We start from the raw sequence: 16,374 nt of genomic DNA, 5'->3' as shown, positions 1-16,374 counted from the left end.
AAAAAGAAATGCGCATCAGTAGGATGCGCATAATTTAAGAAAGTTCGGCTCTTAGTTTGTAAATTTTTGTACAAATCTGACTGTTTGAACAAAAACTATGCAATGGCCGTTCGCTGAACCAGCTCTGCGTCATCGACGCAAAGAATTAGTTACAAGCGTCTTTTAGAGCTTTACCAGCTTTGAAAGAAGGTACTTTAGCTTCTGCGATTTGGATTTCTTCACCAGTTTTTGGGTTACGGCCTGTGCGTGCTGCACGAGTGCGAACACTGAAAGTACCGAAGCCAACAAGCGCAACTTGGTCACCAGACTGAAGCGTACCACTTACTGCTTCGATGAATGCATCTAGAGCGCGACCAGCTGATGCTTTAGAGATGTCTGCGTTTTCTGCGATTTGTTCTACTAGTTGAGTTTTATTCACTGTGATTTCCCCTTTGTGTCATCTGTGATTATTTTTGTGATGACGTTTCGTTCCATAATTAAAAAATATGCCCCACCCCTTATCCTTCAAGGGCTGGAAGCTATCGAACTTAACTTAGCTTCCAAAAAAAACGCTGACAAGCCTTTTTGAGCCTATCAGCGTAAAGTTTTACTTATTTTTGCTGCACATCACTATTTTTGAGACGGAAACTCAACGCCTGTCGGGTCTTGCTCTAGTGCAACTTTAAGAACTTCGTCGATCCACTGTACAGGGATAACCTTCAGATCAGCGATAACATTTTCTGGAATCTCTTCCAAATCACGCTCATTGTCCTTTGGAATCAGTACCGTTTTGATGCCACCGCGGTGTGCCGCAAGTAACTTCTCTTTTAGGCCACCGATAGGTAAAACTTCACCGCGAAGCGTAATTTCACCCGTCATACCCACTTCTGCTTTTACAGGATTACCCGTCAAGCTAGAAACAAGTGCAGTACACATTGCGATACCCGCACTTGGGCCATCTTTTGGTGTTGCACCTTCAGGTACGTGAACGTGGATATCTCGTTTTTCGTAGAAGTCAGAGTTAATACCCAGTTTCTCGGCACGTGAACGCACAACGGTCATTGCAGCTTGGATCGACTCTTTCATTACGTCGCCAAGTGAACCCGTTTGCGTCAGCTTACCTTTACCCGGCATTGATTCAGTTTCGATGGTCAGTAGGTCGCCGCCAACTTGTGTCCAAGCTAGACCCGTTACTTGACCGATACGGTTGCTATCGTCCGCTTTACCGAAGTCATGACGCTGAACACCTAGGTACTCTTTTAGGTTTTCCATTGTCACGGTAACTGATTTCAAGCTGCTATCAAGCAGGATGTTCTTCACTGCTTTACGACAGATCTTAGAAATCTCACGCTCTAGGCTACGCACACCCGCTTCACGCGTGTAGTAACGAATGATGCCAATGATCGCTGAATCTTCGATAACAATTTCGCTTGGTTTCAAGCCATTACGTTGAACTTGCTTATCAACAAGGTGACGTTTCGCGATGTTCAGCTTTTCGTCTTCTGTGTAGCCAGACAGACGAATCACTTCCATACGGTCTAACAAAGGACCAGGAATATCCATCGAGTTCGACGTTGCAACGAACATCACATCTGATAAGTCGTAATCGACTTCTAGGTAGTGATCGTTAAACGCGTTATTTTGCTCTGGGTCTAGTACTTCAAGCAGTGCTGAAGACGGATCGCCACGCATGTCTGAAGACATTTTGTCGATCTCATCCAGAAGGAATAGTGGGTTTTTCACCCCAACTTTCGACATTTTCTGAATGAGCTTACCCGGCAATGAACCAATGTACGTACGACGGTGACCGCGAATTTCCGCTTCATCACGTACACCACCCAGTGCCATACGCGTGTATTTACGACCCGTTGCAGCAGCAATAGAGCGGCCTAGGGATGTTTTACCAACACCAGGAGGACCAACAAGACAAAGGATAGGGCCTTTCAGTTTGTTGATACGGTTTTGTACCGCCAAGTATTCAAGAATACGCTCTTTAACACGCTCTAGACCGTAATGGTCTTCGTTTAGAATCTCCTCTGCTTTCGCAAGGTTCTTCTTAACTTTTGAACGCTTCGCCCATGGAACACTCACCATCCAATCGATGTAGCTACGCACCACTGTCGCTTCTGCTGACATTGGAGACATCATCTTAAGCTTTTGCAGCTCTTGTTCTGTCTTTTCACGCGCTTCCTGAGGCATTTTCGATTCATCGATCTTTTGCTTCAGGGTCTCGAACTCGTCAGGAGCATCTTCCATCTCGCCAAGTTCTTTCTGAATCGCTTTCATTTGCTCATTCAGGTAGTACTCACGCTGAGATTTTTCCATCTGCTTTTTAACGCGACCACGGATGCGTTTTTCGACTTGAAGAAGATCGATTTCTGATTCCATCTGACCCATAAGGAATTCAAGACGCTCAGTCACATCAACAATTTCAAGTACTTGCTGTTTGTCCACCAGCTTTAGAGGCATGTGCGCAGCAATGGTGTCTGCAAGACGAGCTGCTTCATCAATACCATTTAGTGAGGTAAGCACCTCTGGTGGGATCTTTTTGTTTAGCTTAATAAAGCCTTCGAATTGGTTGATCGCACTGCGAACAATCACTTCTTGCTCACGCTCTTCAAGCTCAGGCGTAACCACAAACTCTGCCTCTGCTAGGAAGAATTCGCTTTCTTTAAAGTGGTTAATTTTCGCGCGCTGTTGACCTTCAACCAACACTTTAACTGTGCCGTCAGGTAGCTTAAGAAGCTGGAGAATGGTTGCAACCGTACCTACTTCAAATAGGTCATCAACCGTCGGCTCGTCAGTATCAGCTTGCTTTTGTGCCACAAGCAGAACTTGTTTGTTTGTTTCCATTGCCGTTTCTAGACAACTAATCGATTTCTCACGACCAACAAACAATGGAATAACCATGTGTGGGTAGACCACTACGTCACGTAGAGGTAATACCGGGATCTCGATACGCTCGGAACGTTCCAAGTTCATATAATTCTCTCTTCCGCTTTCACGTTTAACGTATTACTTAACGAAGTATATGGGGTCTAATTATTTGGATTCAATAAGAGAAATAAAAAAAGGAGGTAATTACTTACCTCCTTTTTATTCATGGTTGAATTTATTCTGCTCCAGCTGCCTGGCTGTCGGCGTTGCTGTAAATAAGCAGTGGTTCTGATTCACCATTAATGACTGATTCATCAATCACGACTTTACTTACGTCCGTCGCTGATGGCAGTTCATACATGGTTTCCAGCAGAACGCTTTCTAGAATTGAACGTAGACCACGAGCACCTGTCTTACGCTCCATTGCTTTCTTAGCGATAGCACGTAGTGCGTCTTCACGGAACTCAAGCTCAGCGTCTTCTAGCTCGAACAATGCTGCGTATTGCTTGGTTAGTGCGTTCTTCGGCTCACATAGGATCTGAATTAACGCTTCTTCATCTAACTCAGTTAACGTTGTCGTTACTGGTAGACGACCAATAAACTCAGGAATCAAACCGTATTTCACTAGATCTTCAGGCTCTACCTGAGTAAATAGTTCACCGACGGTTTTGGTTTCGTTCTTAGAGCGCACTTCTGCGCCAAAGCCGATACCAGTACCTGTTGCTACACGTTGCTCAATCACTTTATCTAGGCCAGCAAATGCACCGCCACAGATGAACAGGATCTTAGACGTGTCCACTTGTAGGAATTCTTGCTGTGGATGCTTACGACCACCTTGTGGTGGAACCGATGCAACCGTACCTTCAATAAGTTTTAGTAGCGCCTGCTGAACACCTTCACCAGATACGTCACGCGTAATTGATGGGTTTTCAGCTTTACGAGAAATCTTGTCAATTTCGTCAATGTATACAATGCCGCGTTCAGCCTTAGCTACATCGTAATCACATTTTTGCAGAAGCTTCTGGATGATGTTTTCAACGTCTTCACCTACGTAACCAGCTTCGGTTAGTGTGGTAGCGTCAGCCATTGTAAATGGCACATCCAGGAATCGAGCTAGCGTCTCAGCAAGCAGTGTTTTACCACTACCCGTTGGACCAATTAGAAGGATGTTACTCTTACCAAGCTCCACACCTTCGCTCGTTGTATCACCATTGCGTAAACGCTTGTAGTGGTTATATACCGCAACTGCGAGCACTTTTTTCGCGTAATCTTGTCCGATCACATAGTCATCAAGGTGTTCACGGATCTGTTTTGGCGTTGGTAACGCCTCAGATTCTTTCTTAGGGAGAACATCCTTGATTTCTTCGCGAATGATATCGTTACATAAGTCGACACACTCGTCGCAAATGTAAACTGACGGACCTGCGATTAGCTTGCGAACTTCGTGCTGACTTTTGCCACAGAAAGAGCAGTACAGCAATTTGCCGCTGCCACTTTCTTTGCTTTTATCTGTCATTCGCTAACCTCTTAGCCTTTACTCTTTATGAATTGAGTGTATATCAAATTTAGCCAAAATGCGCTGGCTAAATTACTCGCCGCGATGGCTCAACACTGCATCCACAATACCGTATTCTACTGCCTGATCTGCCGACATGAAGTTATCACGATCAGTATCACGTTCAATCACTTCAAGAGGCTGACCAGTATGCTCTGCCAACAAGTTATTTAGCTTCTGCTTGATAGTCAGGATTTCCTGAGCATGGATTTGGATATCAGAAGCTTGACCTTGGAAACCACCAAGTGGTTGGTGGATCATCACACGTGAATTAGGTAGAACGTAACGCTTACCTGGCGCACCACCTGCAAGCAGGAACGCACCCATTGAGCAAGCTTGACCCATACATACTGTGCTCACATTTGGCTTGATGAACTGCATAGTGTCGTAAATAGACATACCCGCAGTCACGCTGCCGCCTGGAGAGTTGATGTATAGGAAAATATCTTTATCTGGATTTTCAGATTCTAGGAAAAGTAGCTGAGCCACGACAAGGTTTGCCATGTGGTCTTCCACTTGACCGGTTAAAAAGATCACGCGCTCTTTAAGCAAACGTGAGTAAATGTCGTAAGAGCGTTCGCCGCGGGAAGTTTGTTCAACCACCATTGGCACTAGCGCGTCAATAATTGGCGACATTGCATTTTTTTCTTGGTAGCTCATATTCTTATGTCCCTAAAATAAATGGCCCGGATGATGACTATCATACGGACCATTGTTAGCAGAATAGTCGACGTTAAGTCAACCTTCTACGCAAGATATTGCTTATTAAGCAGCAGGTTGTTGTTGGTTAAGTAGCTCGTTGAAGCTTACTTCTTTCTCAGTAACCTGTGCTTTAGCGATGATCGCGTCGATTGCTTGCTCTTCTAGAGCAACGTTACGCATGTTGTTCATCATTTGCTCGTTTTGCTCGTAGTAAGCAATAACTTCTGTTGGATCTTCGTAAGCTGTTGCCATCTCTTCGATAAGAGACTTCACTTTCTCGTCGTCAGCTTTTAGCTCTTCAGACTTGATTACTTCACCTAGTAGAAGACCAACAACTACGCGACGCTTAGCTTGCTCTTCGAACAGTTCACGTGGAAGCTGTGCAGCTGCTTCTGGGTTACCACCGAAGCGTTGTGCAGCTTGTTGACGTAGAACTTGGATTTCTTGGTCGATAAGTGCAGCTGGTACGTCGATTTCGTTTTGCTCAACTAGGCCGTCGATAGCTTGCTCTTTGATGCGGTTCTTAATAGCTTGCTTAAGTTCGCGCTCCATGTTCTTACGAACTTCAGCTTTAAGTGCGTCAACGCCACCTTCAGCAACACCGAACTTAGAAACGAATTCGTCGTTTAGTTCTGGTAGTTCGCGAGCTTCAACTTTGTTCACTTTGATTGCGAACTTAGCAGCTTTACCTTTTAGGTTTTCAGCGTGGTAATCTTCTGGGAAGTTTACGTCGATCTCGAATTCCATACCTTTAGTTTTACCTTCGATACCGTCTTCGAAACCTGGGATCATGCGACCTGCGCCCATCTCTAGTGGGAAGTTCTCAGCTTTACCGCCTTCGAACTCTTCACCATCGATAGAACCAACGAAGTCGATGCTTACACGCTTACCAGCTTCAGCAGCTTCTTCTACTTCAGCCCAAGTAGCTTGTTGCTTACGTAGAGTTTCGATCATCTCTTCTACGTCTGCATCGTTAACTTCAGTTGTTGGTTTTTCAACTGTGATGCTGTCTAGGCCTTTTAGCTCAACTTCTGGGTAAACTTCGAAAGTTGCAGCGAAAACTAGGTCAGCGCCTTCGTTGTTTTCAACTGGTGCGAAAGTTGGAGCGCCTGCTGGGTTGATTTTCTCTTTTACGATCGCTTCGATGAAGTGGCGTTGCATAACTTCACCAAGAACGTCTTGACGTACTGCTTTGCCGTACATCTTAGCAACCATTTTTAGAGGCACTTTACCTTTACGGAAACCATCGAAACGACGGTTTTTAGCGATGTTGCGTAGTTCAGCTGTTACAGCGTCTTCGATGTTTGCAGCTGGAACAGTAATGTTTAGACGGCGCTCTAGGCCCTCTAGCGTTTCAACAGTAACTTGCATTATATATAAACCTCTAAAGTGGCTCGGTCTTCCCGAGCTTATGAGCGAGACTCTGTGAGTTCACGCTTCATCCTTGTGTAGTGTTCTGTCCGAACACCTAAGTTAAAACCGAGTATCGATGCTGGAAACCAACACCGGACTAATCAGTGATATCCTCAGCAAACGCAAAAGGTATCTCCTATTAGCCTCAGGACAGAATTTTTAGACGCGACATTCTAGCGATCTGTCGCAATCCTGTCGAGCCAATAGCCACTATGTGGACATTGTCTGCGCTAAATTCTCGAATACGGGCTCAATTTTTGCGAAAAATGCCCTTTTAGCATCGCTTCGCCTTAGCCAGCATATCTAGAATGGGGACAATAGCGACTTTTTCAAGAGAATCGACTGCTTTTTTTATTGAAAAGCCTAAAAAGAGATCTTGCTCTTGTTTTACTCCACAGAGTTGAAAACTAAATCCCTATTCATCACTACAAACTATTAACATTTTCTTACGTCACCAAAGGAAGGGGCAAGGAGCGTAATGATGTCGCAGAAAAACCGTATTCTACTGATTTTTTTTGCCTTCTATTTACTTTGCGCTTTCATCGGTGGGCATTGGGTTTGGAGTCACAGCTACCAATCTTTGCTCGAAAAACACCAGTCTCAGCTGGAACGTTTTTCCAGTCATATCCAAAACAAATTAGACAAATACGCGCACATTCCCCATTTACTATCTAAAGATGAACCTTTGGTACAAGCACTACTAACTCCGAATAACAGTGCGCAGCTCGAAATCACCAATCGCTATCTAGAATCGGTTAATCACGTGATTGAAGCGGCAGACACCTATTTGATCGACAAATGGGGGACGACGATCGCCGCCAGTAATTGGCGCAAAGAGCGTTCATTTGTGGGGCGCAACTTCGCTTTTCGCCCTTATTTCAAGCAAGCCATTGTCGGTGAGAGAAGTGAATATTACGCCCTCGGCTCCACTTCGGGTAAACGCGGCTATTACTATTCCTACCCTATCGTCTATGCCGGTGGCGTAATTGGTGTCGTGGTGGTCAAAATGGATTTGAACAAGATAGAAGACAATTGGCAGCAGCCTAAAAGTGTTTTCGTCGCCAGTGACCCAAATGGCATAGTGTTTATGAGCAGCCGTAACGACTGGTTGTTCAAAAGCCTACAATCACTTGATGAAATAAAAGAAGCCGAAGTTCGGGCAAGCCGACAGTATTTAGACACTCAAATTGAGTCACTTGGTTTTGTCGGTGACATGTTGCCGAAACATTCTGAGGTAAAGCAGGGCTACCCTTACAATAAAGGAACCTTGGTGATCTCTTCCCTCCCCCTTGACGAACTCAAACTGACGATCCGGGTACTCTCGCCTAAGCAAACGGTAGTTTGGTTCACCATGGGCTATTTGCTCGTTTTGACTCTAGCTTTTACCGTTTTATTCCTTCTAGGCCAACTGGTTTATCACCGCCAGCAGCGCCATCGTCAACTTGATCGAATTCAGCAAGAAGCCAATCAGAAACTTGAATATCAAGTCATGGCGCGTACCGCTGAGCTGCAAGCCGAAGTTGCCCAGCGTACCGAAACCGAGCAGACCTTACGCTTGACGCAAGATGAGTTGATACAAGCCGCAAAACTGGCGGTACTTGGGCAAATGTCAGCAAGCATCAGCCATGAGCTTAATAACCCGCTCGCCGCCATTCGCAGTTTTGCTGAGAACGGGAAGCTATTTCTTCAAAAAGAAAAATGGGAACGAGTTGAAGATAACCTCACCCGCATTTCCACACTCACCGACCGAATGGCAAACATCAGCCAACAATTGCGTTCTTTTGCCAAGAAAACCAGTGGGAGTGAACTACTTCAAACCCGCCTATTACCCGTCGTTGCGTCGGCACAAGAGTTGATGAAGCCCGCGTTCAAATCGACGCGAGTGACATTAGAAACGAATGTTCCAGAGCATGATATCGATGTGTACATCAATACTATCCAGCTTGAGCAAGTATTAGTAAATCTGCTAACCAACGCGATTGAAGCAATGAAAGCCCAAGAGCAGAAACGAGTGGCGTTGTCTGTGGAACGTGATGAGACAACGAAAACTGTCTGGGTTCATGTCGATGACAACGGCTCAGGTTTGGGTGCATTCACACTTTCAGAATTGTGCGAACCGTTTTTGACCACCAAACAAAACGGTTTGGGGTTAGGGCTTTCAATCTCCCAACAAATCTTAGCCGGGATGAACGGTAGATTGAGTGCTCAGAATAGAAAACAAGGTGGTGCTCGATTCTCACTCTGTTTACCTATTGCTTCACCAAACGCCAAACCATAGAAGGATGAGACCATGTGTCAGGTATTTTTTATTGATGACGAAGCCGATCTCAGACTGGCGATAGAACAAACCTTCGAACTTGCCGATATTGACGCCAAGTTTTTCTCCGATGCAGAATCGGCTTTAATTGAGATGCAGCAATGCGAAGAGGCTGGCGTCGTTGTCACTGATATCTGTTTGCCGGGCATTTCCGGAATGGATTTGCTGACCACACTCACTCAGCGCGATGCAAACCTCCCCGTCATCATGATCACCGGACATGGCGATATATCCATGGCTGTACAAGCTCTCCATCAGGGCGCTTACGATTTTATCGAGAAACCTTTTGCGCCAGAGCATCTAGTAGAAACCGTTAAGCGGGCTATTGAGAAGCGAAAGCTCACCGACGAAAATGAAAAACTGCGACAGTCACTCAAAGCCAGCAAAACCCTTGGGCCAAGAATTATCGGCGAAACTCCTAGCATCCAAATACTGCGCGAAACCATCAGTCACATCGCGGATACGAACGCCGATATTTTACTATTTGGCGAAACAGGAACAGGCAAAGAACTGATTGCTCGTTCGCTGCATGAGCAAAGTGCTCGCCGCAATCAAAACTTTGTCGCAGTAAATTGCGGCGCAGTACCGGAAAACCTAATTGAGAGCGAGTTGTACGGTCACGAAAAAGGCGCATTTACCGGCGCAGAAACCCGTCGTATCGGCAAATTTGAATTCGCTCAGGGCGGCACTCTGTTTTTAGATGAAATCGAATCTATGCCAATTCAGGCACAAATTCGATTACTACGTGTTCTTCAAGAAAGAGTGATTGAACGAGTAGGATCAAATGAATTACTGCCATTGGACATCAGAGTCATTGCCGCAACTAAGGTCGACTTAAAGCAAGCCGCTGAAGAAGGCTACTTTAGACAAGACCTGTATTATCGTCTCAATGTAGTCACGCTCGACTTACCACCCATGCGCGAACGAAAAGAGGACATTCCTGCGCTGTTCCACCACTTTCTGTTAGTCGCTGCATCACGTTATGGTAAAACCTCACCTAGCCTTTCGTCACAAGATCTCGCTCAATTAATGGCCCATGATTGGCCCGGTAATGTTCGTGAACTGCGCAACGCAGCCGAACGCTTTGTCTTACTGGGTAAACTGATACAACTTGGAGAGACACCCTCTCATCCAACGACGGCATCAAGCCTTGCAGAACAAGTGGCAGAATTTGAGAAAGCAGCAATAGAGAGTGTTTTACTAGAAAGCCGCGGCAGTATTAAGCAAACCATGGAACAATTGAATGTGCCTCGAAAAACCCTGTATGACAAAATGCAACGCTATCAGATAGATAAAGATCTATATAAATAAAACGCAGTTTGCGGTTTGTTGTTATATCCAACTTGAATCATACTTTTTATAACAACGAAAAGATGGCTCATACGGATATGACAGAAAAAATTAAAATACCGGTGATCACTGATACAGTAATGGTCGACGGGCATTATCAAGAAGAAAGGCGTTCTGGCGAAGATAGGCGCAAAAACAAAAAGAAGTGGCTTGGCTACGAGCGGAGGATCAAACCCGATCCGAGAAGGCCAACCTATAAATCCATAAACGAAGAGGTGTGAACAGTCACACCTCTTTTGCTTTTGTGGCTAAAAACCATTACTTAGTGATAATTTCTGGTCCCATCAGCGTGGTTGGTAGCCAAGTCGAAACCCAAGGTACATACGTTACGATAATGAGGAATAAGAACATCACCGCCACCCAAGGCAAAGCCGCTTTCACCACGTTCATCATCGACATTTTCGCCACCCCGGCGGTTACAAACAAATTAAGCCCCACAGGTGGCGTTATCATGCCTATCTCCATATTCACCACCATCATAATACCAAGGTGAATAGGGTCGATACCTAGTGCGATTGCAATTGGAAAAACCAAAGGTGCGACGATAATCAACAACCCTGAAGGCTCCATAAACTGACCGCCAATCAGCAGCAACACGTTGACCACAATTAAGAAGGTGATCGGGCCGAGCCCCGCAGACAGCATAGATTCAGTGATCATTTGCGGGATGCGTTCTTCTGTCAGTACATGTTTAAGAATCAAAGCATTGGCAATGATGAACAACAGCATGATGGTCAGTTTGCCAGCTTCATAGAGCGTGTGCTTGGTGTCTTTATGGACAAACGTTTGGAAGATCTTCACCAACGCTGGTTTGGTATTATGTTTATCCGCAAATGGTCCCATATATTTATAGATAAAGTTGGCAATCAAAAACGAATAAACTGCTGCCACCGCCGCGGCTTCTGTTGGCGTGAAGATACCACCGTAAATACCACCAAGAATGATCACCACCAACAACAATCCCCAACTGGCGTCTTTGGCGGCAGCGAACGTTTCCTTCCAACCAACAAAAGGTTGTTTGGGTAAGTTCTTAATCCTCGCGGCGATGTAGATAGCAATCATCAACATCACACCCGCAAGCAAGCCCGGTATCACACCGCCAAGAAACATACGCCCCACCGATACATCCGTCGCAGCGGCATACACAACCATCACAATTGAAGGTGGAATCAAAATGCCCAATGTCCCCGCATTACAGATAACACCCGCCGCAAACTCCTTCGAGTAGCCGTTTTTGATCATACCGGCGATAACGATGCTACCAATCGCGACTACCGTTGCTGGAGATGACCCCGAAAGCGCGGCAAACATCATACACGCCACAACCGACGCCATCGCTAAGCCACCACGGAACCAGCCGACAATGGCGATCGCGAAGCGGATAATACGTTTGGCTACACCACCGGTAGACATAAAGCTTGAGGCTAAAATAAAGAAGGGAATCGCTAAAAGGGTGTAGTGACCAGCAAACGCATTAAACAGAGTTTGAGCAACAGAGGCCAAAGACGCATCCGAGTGCATCAATAAGAACAGAATACTAGAAAGGCCCAACGAGACAGCAATTGGCACACCAATCAGCATGAAGCCAATCACCATCAAGAATAAAAACAGAATATCCATGGTTTATTGCTCCTTGCGATCTGATGAAGAAGAACTATTTGGAATGGCATCCGCCGCTTCACTCAGCTCTTCCTTTAACGCTTCTAACTCTTCTTCCGCTTCATGACCTGCAATTAGACGGTCGAGTTTACCTGTCGCAATTTGCCATGTAATTTGTACAAAACGGAACGTCAGCAGCGCCATACCAAGTGGCAGCGCAAAGTAAGGAATAAATCTTGGTAGCTTTTCGTAGCGTTCACCTTCATTAAGCCAATCGGCCAAGAATTGAAACATCTCTGGCATTGGAATGTCATCCGTCTCATACCATGCACGCTCCGTCGCAAATGGGTACCAGTAATTCCAAGAACCAATCAGTAGTAGAACCGAAAACGCTAGGCAGCAAACAGCGGCAAGCAACGCGAGTATTTTACGTTTAGGCTCAGAAACCATATTGATGATGACATCGACACCAATGTGAAAATGTTTCTTTACTCCATAAGACGCACCAACCAACACCATCCATGCGAACATGAATACGGTCAGCTCCAGCGCCCAAAGTATATTGTCGTTAAAGACATAGCGAAAAATCACATTGGCAAACGTCAGCAACGTCATTGCACCGAGAAAAAATGCAATCAGCGTTTCTTCTAAGGCGTCAGTGATTCGCCCTGCCTTGGCAAAAAAAGTCTGTTCCATAATTACATCACATCATTATTGGGAGAAAAGGGCCCTCTTCCTCAGAACGCTGAGTACATGAGGGCCAATCGTAGTGCTCGTGTAATATTTATTGTTGGTTAGACGCTATTGCGGCATCAATAAGATCGGTACCGATGTCTTTCTCAAACTTTTTCCACACAGGTTGAAGTGCAGTCACCCATTCTTGGCGTTGCTCAGGCGTTAGAGTTCGAACTACCCCACCCGCTTCAATGATATTGTTCTTATTCGCAAGGTTAACTTGTGTCGATTCTGCATTGCGCTGAGTCGTTACCTCTTGAATGATGGTATTAAGCTGCTCGCGTTGATCATCTGGGAGTTTTTTCCAGAAGTCGTTTGACGTTACAACAAGGTAATCCAGAATGCCGTGGTTGGTTTCAGTGATGCCATCTTGTACTTCGAAGAACTTCTTACCGTAAATGTTCGACCACGTATTTTCTTGACCATCTATAACTTTGGTTTGAAGACCGCCGTACACTTCTTTAAATGACATTTTTTGCGGGTTCGCACCAAGTTGCTCGAACTGAGCGACCAAAACGTCTGATGCTTGCACGCGGAACTTCAGCCCCTCGGCATCGCTTGGCAGCATTAATGGCTTGTTGGCAGACATCTGCTTCATACCGTTGTGCCAGAAAGCGAGACCTTGTAAGCCACGACGCTTCATTGCGTTCTTTAGCTTCTCGCCAGATTCTGAGTTTTGGAAACGGTCAACAGCCGCCACGTCTTCGAATAGAAAAGGAAGGTCAAAGATGCGGTACTTTTTGGTGAATTTCTCAAACTTTGAAAGAGAAGGGGCAGCGAGTTGAACATCACCATTAAGGAGCGCTTCAAGCACCTTGTTATCATCGTACAGTGTCGAGTTAGGGAAAACCTGCATACAGACTTTGCCGTTCATCTCTTCGTTCACGCGCTTTTCTAGCAGCGAAGCTGCAATGCCTTTCGGGTGTTTATCAGTGTTAGTTACGTGGCTGAACTTGATGACGGTTTCACCAGGGTCACAATTTGCGGCAGCGTTAAAACTAGTGACAGCAAGAGCAGAGACAGACAGAAGGGTTAGAGGTTTAAACATTATTATTCTCCTTGTTGAATCACATCCCATCCTTTCCATGAGTACCTAAATGGGTAGAGGGTAATGGGTACGGATGTTCAACAAGGGGCAAGTTGCAGGCCAAGTTAATTAATCCCTATTATTCAGCAACTTAAATAATAAAGAATAATCAATGGTGAAGATAAGGGGTTAAATCCACCCACGAGAACAGGCTCTATGGGTGGGAAATGACACATTTTAGGAAGAGCAGCTGATTTCCATCGTCTTACCCCACTCAGGAGGTAACTTGGCATAATCATCAAACTCTGGCTGTTCATCAAATGGGTGCTTTAGCAACTCAGCGAGACGATTTACTTCACTGAAATCTCCCTCCTCTGCCTTATCAATGGCAAGCTGCGCAAGGTAGTTACGTAAGATGTATTTCGGATTCACTTGACGCATGCATCCACATCGTGTGGCTGCGTTAACACACTCACCTCGTTCATCAACCTCTAATTCGCAGCGAGCAAGATACAAATCCACCCATGCATTAGCGGCTTCGCGATCAAGGAACAAATCGATCACAGCTTGAGGCGACTTAACATCGAGATTAGACAACTCACGGAAGAAGCGAGTGTAGTCAGCTTTGTTTTGGTTCAACAGCTCAAACATAGCTTCGAACAAACGTCCATCTTCGTCCACCTTAGTATGGAGACCGAGTTTGGCTCGCATCAGTGCACTGAATTTCTGGCTCAGGCGAACTTCAAATTTACCAAGCGCCGCTTCAAGATCTTCTCGCACCACCAACGGCGATAATGCATGCGCTAAGGCAGATAAGTTCCACAGCGCGATGCGTGGCTGCTGCTCAAACGCATAACGACCTTGGTAGTCTGAATGGTTACAAATGTAATTTGGATCATAATCGTCGAGGAAGCCAAACGGGCCATAGTCGAAAGTTTGTCCGAGTATCGACATGTTATCGGTGTTCATCACGCCATGCGCAAAACCGTAAGCTTGCCAGTAGGCAATCATCTCTGCGGTTTTCTCCACAATAGACTCGAACATAGCTGCGTATGGCTTCTCCGTTTGGGAGCACGCAGGGAAGTGCCATTCAATCACTTTGTCAGCGAGCAGCTTTTGCTCAGCAAGTTGATTGGTATAAAAGAAGTGCTCGAAGTGACCAAAACGGATGTGCGTTTCTGCTACGCGAATCAACAACGCACCATATTCCATCTTCTCGCGATAAACGGGGGTATCGCTGTCCATCATACCCAGTGCTCTGGTGGTCGGAATGCCTAACCCAGCCATCGCTTCACTGCACAGATATTCACGAATAGTAGAACGTAGTACCGCGCGACCATCCCCCATTCGCGAGTACGGGGTAAGCCCTGCTCCTTTGAGGTGAATATCAAACCAAGTGCCATCATTGTGCTGCATTTCAGCGAACAACAAGCCGCGACCGTCCCCCAAGTCTGGGTTATAAACCCCAAACTGATGACCAGCGTACTTCATTGCTAAAGGCGCGAAAGGCACAAAATCCGTTTGCCCAGAAAATACCTCCAAAAGCTCGTCACTCTCTTTCACTGGTAAACCAAACTGTTGAGCAAACTCGCCATTCCACACTACCCAACGCGTATTGTCTAAGAGCTGCGGAGTAACATAGGTGAAAAACGCAGATGGTAGTTCACTAAATCGATGGGTGAAATTGACACCTTCTAAGATAGGCATGATGGTTCCTCAAATACGGCTTCCTGTTAGAAAGTATACGCCCTGTATGCCATAGCTTTCAGCCACGAATTATTCATGGGTATTTCAGAAAGAGCAGATCAAAGAAACCACTTTAGAGAAAGGAGTAAAAATAAGCGGCCCCGCTTTACAGCATCGTTAACGGGGCTGCCATGATGGCTTACCCTCGAAACTCGTATGCATCGCTCTGAGAATCTGGAACACCCTTAAACCGAGCGCGTTCGATATCCAGAATCGTTCGATAACTCAAAGATAGAAGTGCGATTTGGAAGGCTCCAAAAATACCGAAAATAACGCCAGACACGATCAATGCGAAAAGATGGGTGAACTCAGCGAACACAAATTGACTAACCGATCCCACAACCAAAGGAATTAGCCCCATCAAAATAAAAATCTGCTTGTTGAAAGGACGACTTTGTCGCCATGCATTACCAAGGCTTCTCGGTTCACGATCTAACGCCGTTGCAGGTAACACTAAGGACCAACGGGAAAGAACCCAGTATCCCGGAACACTCAGCAGCAAGGTAACAAGGTTCATTGTGAACTCACTGATCTCTCCGCCTTCAAAGACGATAAAAAACGTCACGAGAAATATCGGTAACGCGATGATCAAGCCCATTGATAAACCGAACAAAATCCACCAACCAATAAACCGTAACTCTCGCATGGATAAGCGCATCACATCGAGAACAGAACGCATGTATTCATGAGCAAGATAAATACGGTGGATGCGAACCGCCGCCATTGCCGCAACCAGCGGGTACAAAAGGAAAGTCGTAATAAAGAAACCAGCACCAAAGTTAGAAAAGTCAGGCTCTTGCGATCCTTGAACTAGGGCTTCTTGGTATTGGGTAATAAAGATCGTGTGAACCACGATCAAAGGAATACAAGCGACAACTATCGCGAGCAGATTTGCTCTGACCATTACTACTGCTTCTTGGCAAATAGCCGCAACAGAAAACCGATTATCAGACATAAAAATATCCTTACTTTTATAAATACCTAGCCATAGATTACGCCTCAAGAATAGAAAGCGTACAAAAATAAAGGTGAAACTCATCTCATAGTAAAAAGATCGATGAATACATTGTTGGA

At 45.5% G+C, this 16,374-nt stretch carries 13 protein-coding genes; 3 read left to right on the top strand and 10 right to left on the bottom strand.

All coding sequences use genetic code 11. The features are described from left to right. Positions 1-145: 145 nt before the first annotated feature. From hbs to tig, 5 genes are all read right to left on the bottom strand, one after another. Positions 146-418 carry a non-specific DNA-binding protein Hbs gene (gene hbs, locus VJL_RS16175; RefSeq protein ID WP_005430934.1) on the bottom strand — a complete coding sequence of 91 codons (273 nt, stop codon included), beginning with the start codon at positions 416-418 and terminating at the stop codon, positions 146-148. Between the two features lie 191 nt (positions 419-609). Next, positions 610-2,961 carry an endopeptidase La gene (lon, locus tag VJL_RS16170; RefSeq protein ID WP_038879414.1) on the bottom strand — a complete coding sequence of 784 codons (2,352 nt, stop codon included), beginning with the start codon at positions 2,959-2,961 and terminating at the stop codon, positions 610-612. 130 nt (positions 2,962-3,091) lie between these two features. Next, positions 3,092-4,372 carry an ATP-dependent protease ATP-binding subunit ClpX gene (gene clpX / locus VJL_RS16165; protein ID WP_038865557.1) on the bottom strand — a complete coding sequence of 427 codons (1,281 nt, stop codon included), beginning with the start codon at positions 4,370-4,372 and terminating at the stop codon, positions 3,092-3,094. Between the two features lie 72 nt (positions 4,373-4,444). After that, positions 4,445-5,071, bottom strand: a complete 627-nt coding sequence (gene clpP / locus VJL_RS16160) for an ATP-dependent Clp endopeptidase proteolytic subunit ClpP (RefSeq protein ID WP_005430931.1) — start codon at positions 5,069-5,071, stop codon at positions 4,445-4,447. A 105-nt stretch (positions 5,072-5,176) separates the two neighbouring features. Next, positions 5,177-6,484 (bottom strand): trigger factor, encoded by a 1,308-nt coding sequence (gene tig / locus VJL_RS16155; RefSeq protein ID WP_038865559.1) that lies wholly within the window; start codon positions 6,482-6,484, stop codon positions 5,177-5,179. Between the two features lie 523 nt (positions 6,485-7,007). Between tig and VJL_RS16150 the strand changes: the two genes are divergently transcribed. The 3 genes from VJL_RS16150 (at position 7,008) to VJL_RS30005 (ending at position 10,414) form a co-directional block, all read left to right on the top strand. Continuing rightward, on the top strand, positions 7,008-8,804 hold the full coding sequence (locus tag VJL_RS16150; RefSeq protein ID WP_038879411.1) for a sensor histidine kinase: 1,797 nt from the start codon (positions 7,008-7,010) through the stop codon (positions 8,802-8,804). Between the two features lie 12 nt (positions 8,805-8,816). Further along, positions 8,817-10,154, top strand: a complete 1,338-nt coding sequence (locus tag VJL_RS16145) for a sigma-54-dependent transcriptional regulator (protein WP_038879408.1) — start codon at positions 8,817-8,819, stop codon at positions 10,152-10,154. A 77-nt stretch (positions 10,155-10,231) separates the two neighbouring features. Next, positions 10,232-10,414 (top strand): hypothetical protein, encoded by a 183-nt coding sequence (locus VJL_RS30005; protein WP_038879460.1) that lies wholly within the window; start codon positions 10,232-10,234, stop codon positions 10,412-10,414. Positions 10,415-10,451: 37 nt separating this feature from the next. Here VJL_RS30005 and VJL_RS16135 read toward each other — a convergent pair whose 3' ends face one another. The 5 genes from VJL_RS16135 to VJL_RS16115 all read right to left on the bottom strand — a co-directional run bounded on the left by VJL_RS16135 (position 10,452) and on the right by VJL_RS16115 (position 16,255). After that, a complete protein-coding gene (locus VJL_RS16135) occupies positions 10,452-11,813 on the bottom strand; it encodes a TRAP transporter large permease (RefSeq protein ID WP_038879405.1) in 1,362 nt (453 codons plus the stop codon). A 3-nt stretch (positions 11,814-11,816) separates the two neighbouring features. Continuing rightward, a complete protein-coding gene (locus VJL_RS16130; RefSeq protein ID WP_038865567.1) occupies positions 11,817-12,488 on the bottom strand; it encodes a TRAP transporter small permease in 672 nt (223 codons plus the stop codon). 88 nt (positions 12,489-12,576) lie between these two features. After that, positions 12,577-13,575: a TRAP transporter substrate-binding protein gene (locus VJL_RS16125; protein ID WP_038865570.1), complete on the bottom strand. Its 999-nt coding sequence runs from the start codon at positions 13,573-13,575 to the stop codon at positions 12,577-12,579. A gap of 216 nt (positions 13,576-13,791) precedes the next feature. After that, complete coding sequence (locus VJL_RS16120) at positions 13,792-15,261, bottom strand: protein adenylyltransferase SelO (protein WP_038879403.1); 1,470 nt, start codon at positions 15,259-15,261, stop codon at positions 13,792-13,794. A gap of 178 nt (positions 15,262-15,439) precedes the next feature. After that, positions 15,440-16,255, bottom strand: coding sequence for a hypothetical protein (locus tag VJL_RS16115; RefSeq protein ID WP_038879400.1), 816 nt, complete (start codon positions 16,253-16,255; stop codon positions 15,440-15,442). Positions 16,256-16,374: the final 119 nt, after the last annotated feature.

Source organism: Vibrio jasicida CAIM 1864 = LMG 25398 (assembly GCF_000400365.1).
GTDB classification, from domain to species: domain Bacteria; phylum Pseudomonadota; class Gammaproteobacteria; order Enterobacterales; family Vibrionaceae; genus Vibrio; species Vibrio jasicida.
The sequence above is the reverse complement of the archived record's forward strand: the minus strand, read 5'-3'. Positions and strand labels throughout refer to the sequence as shown.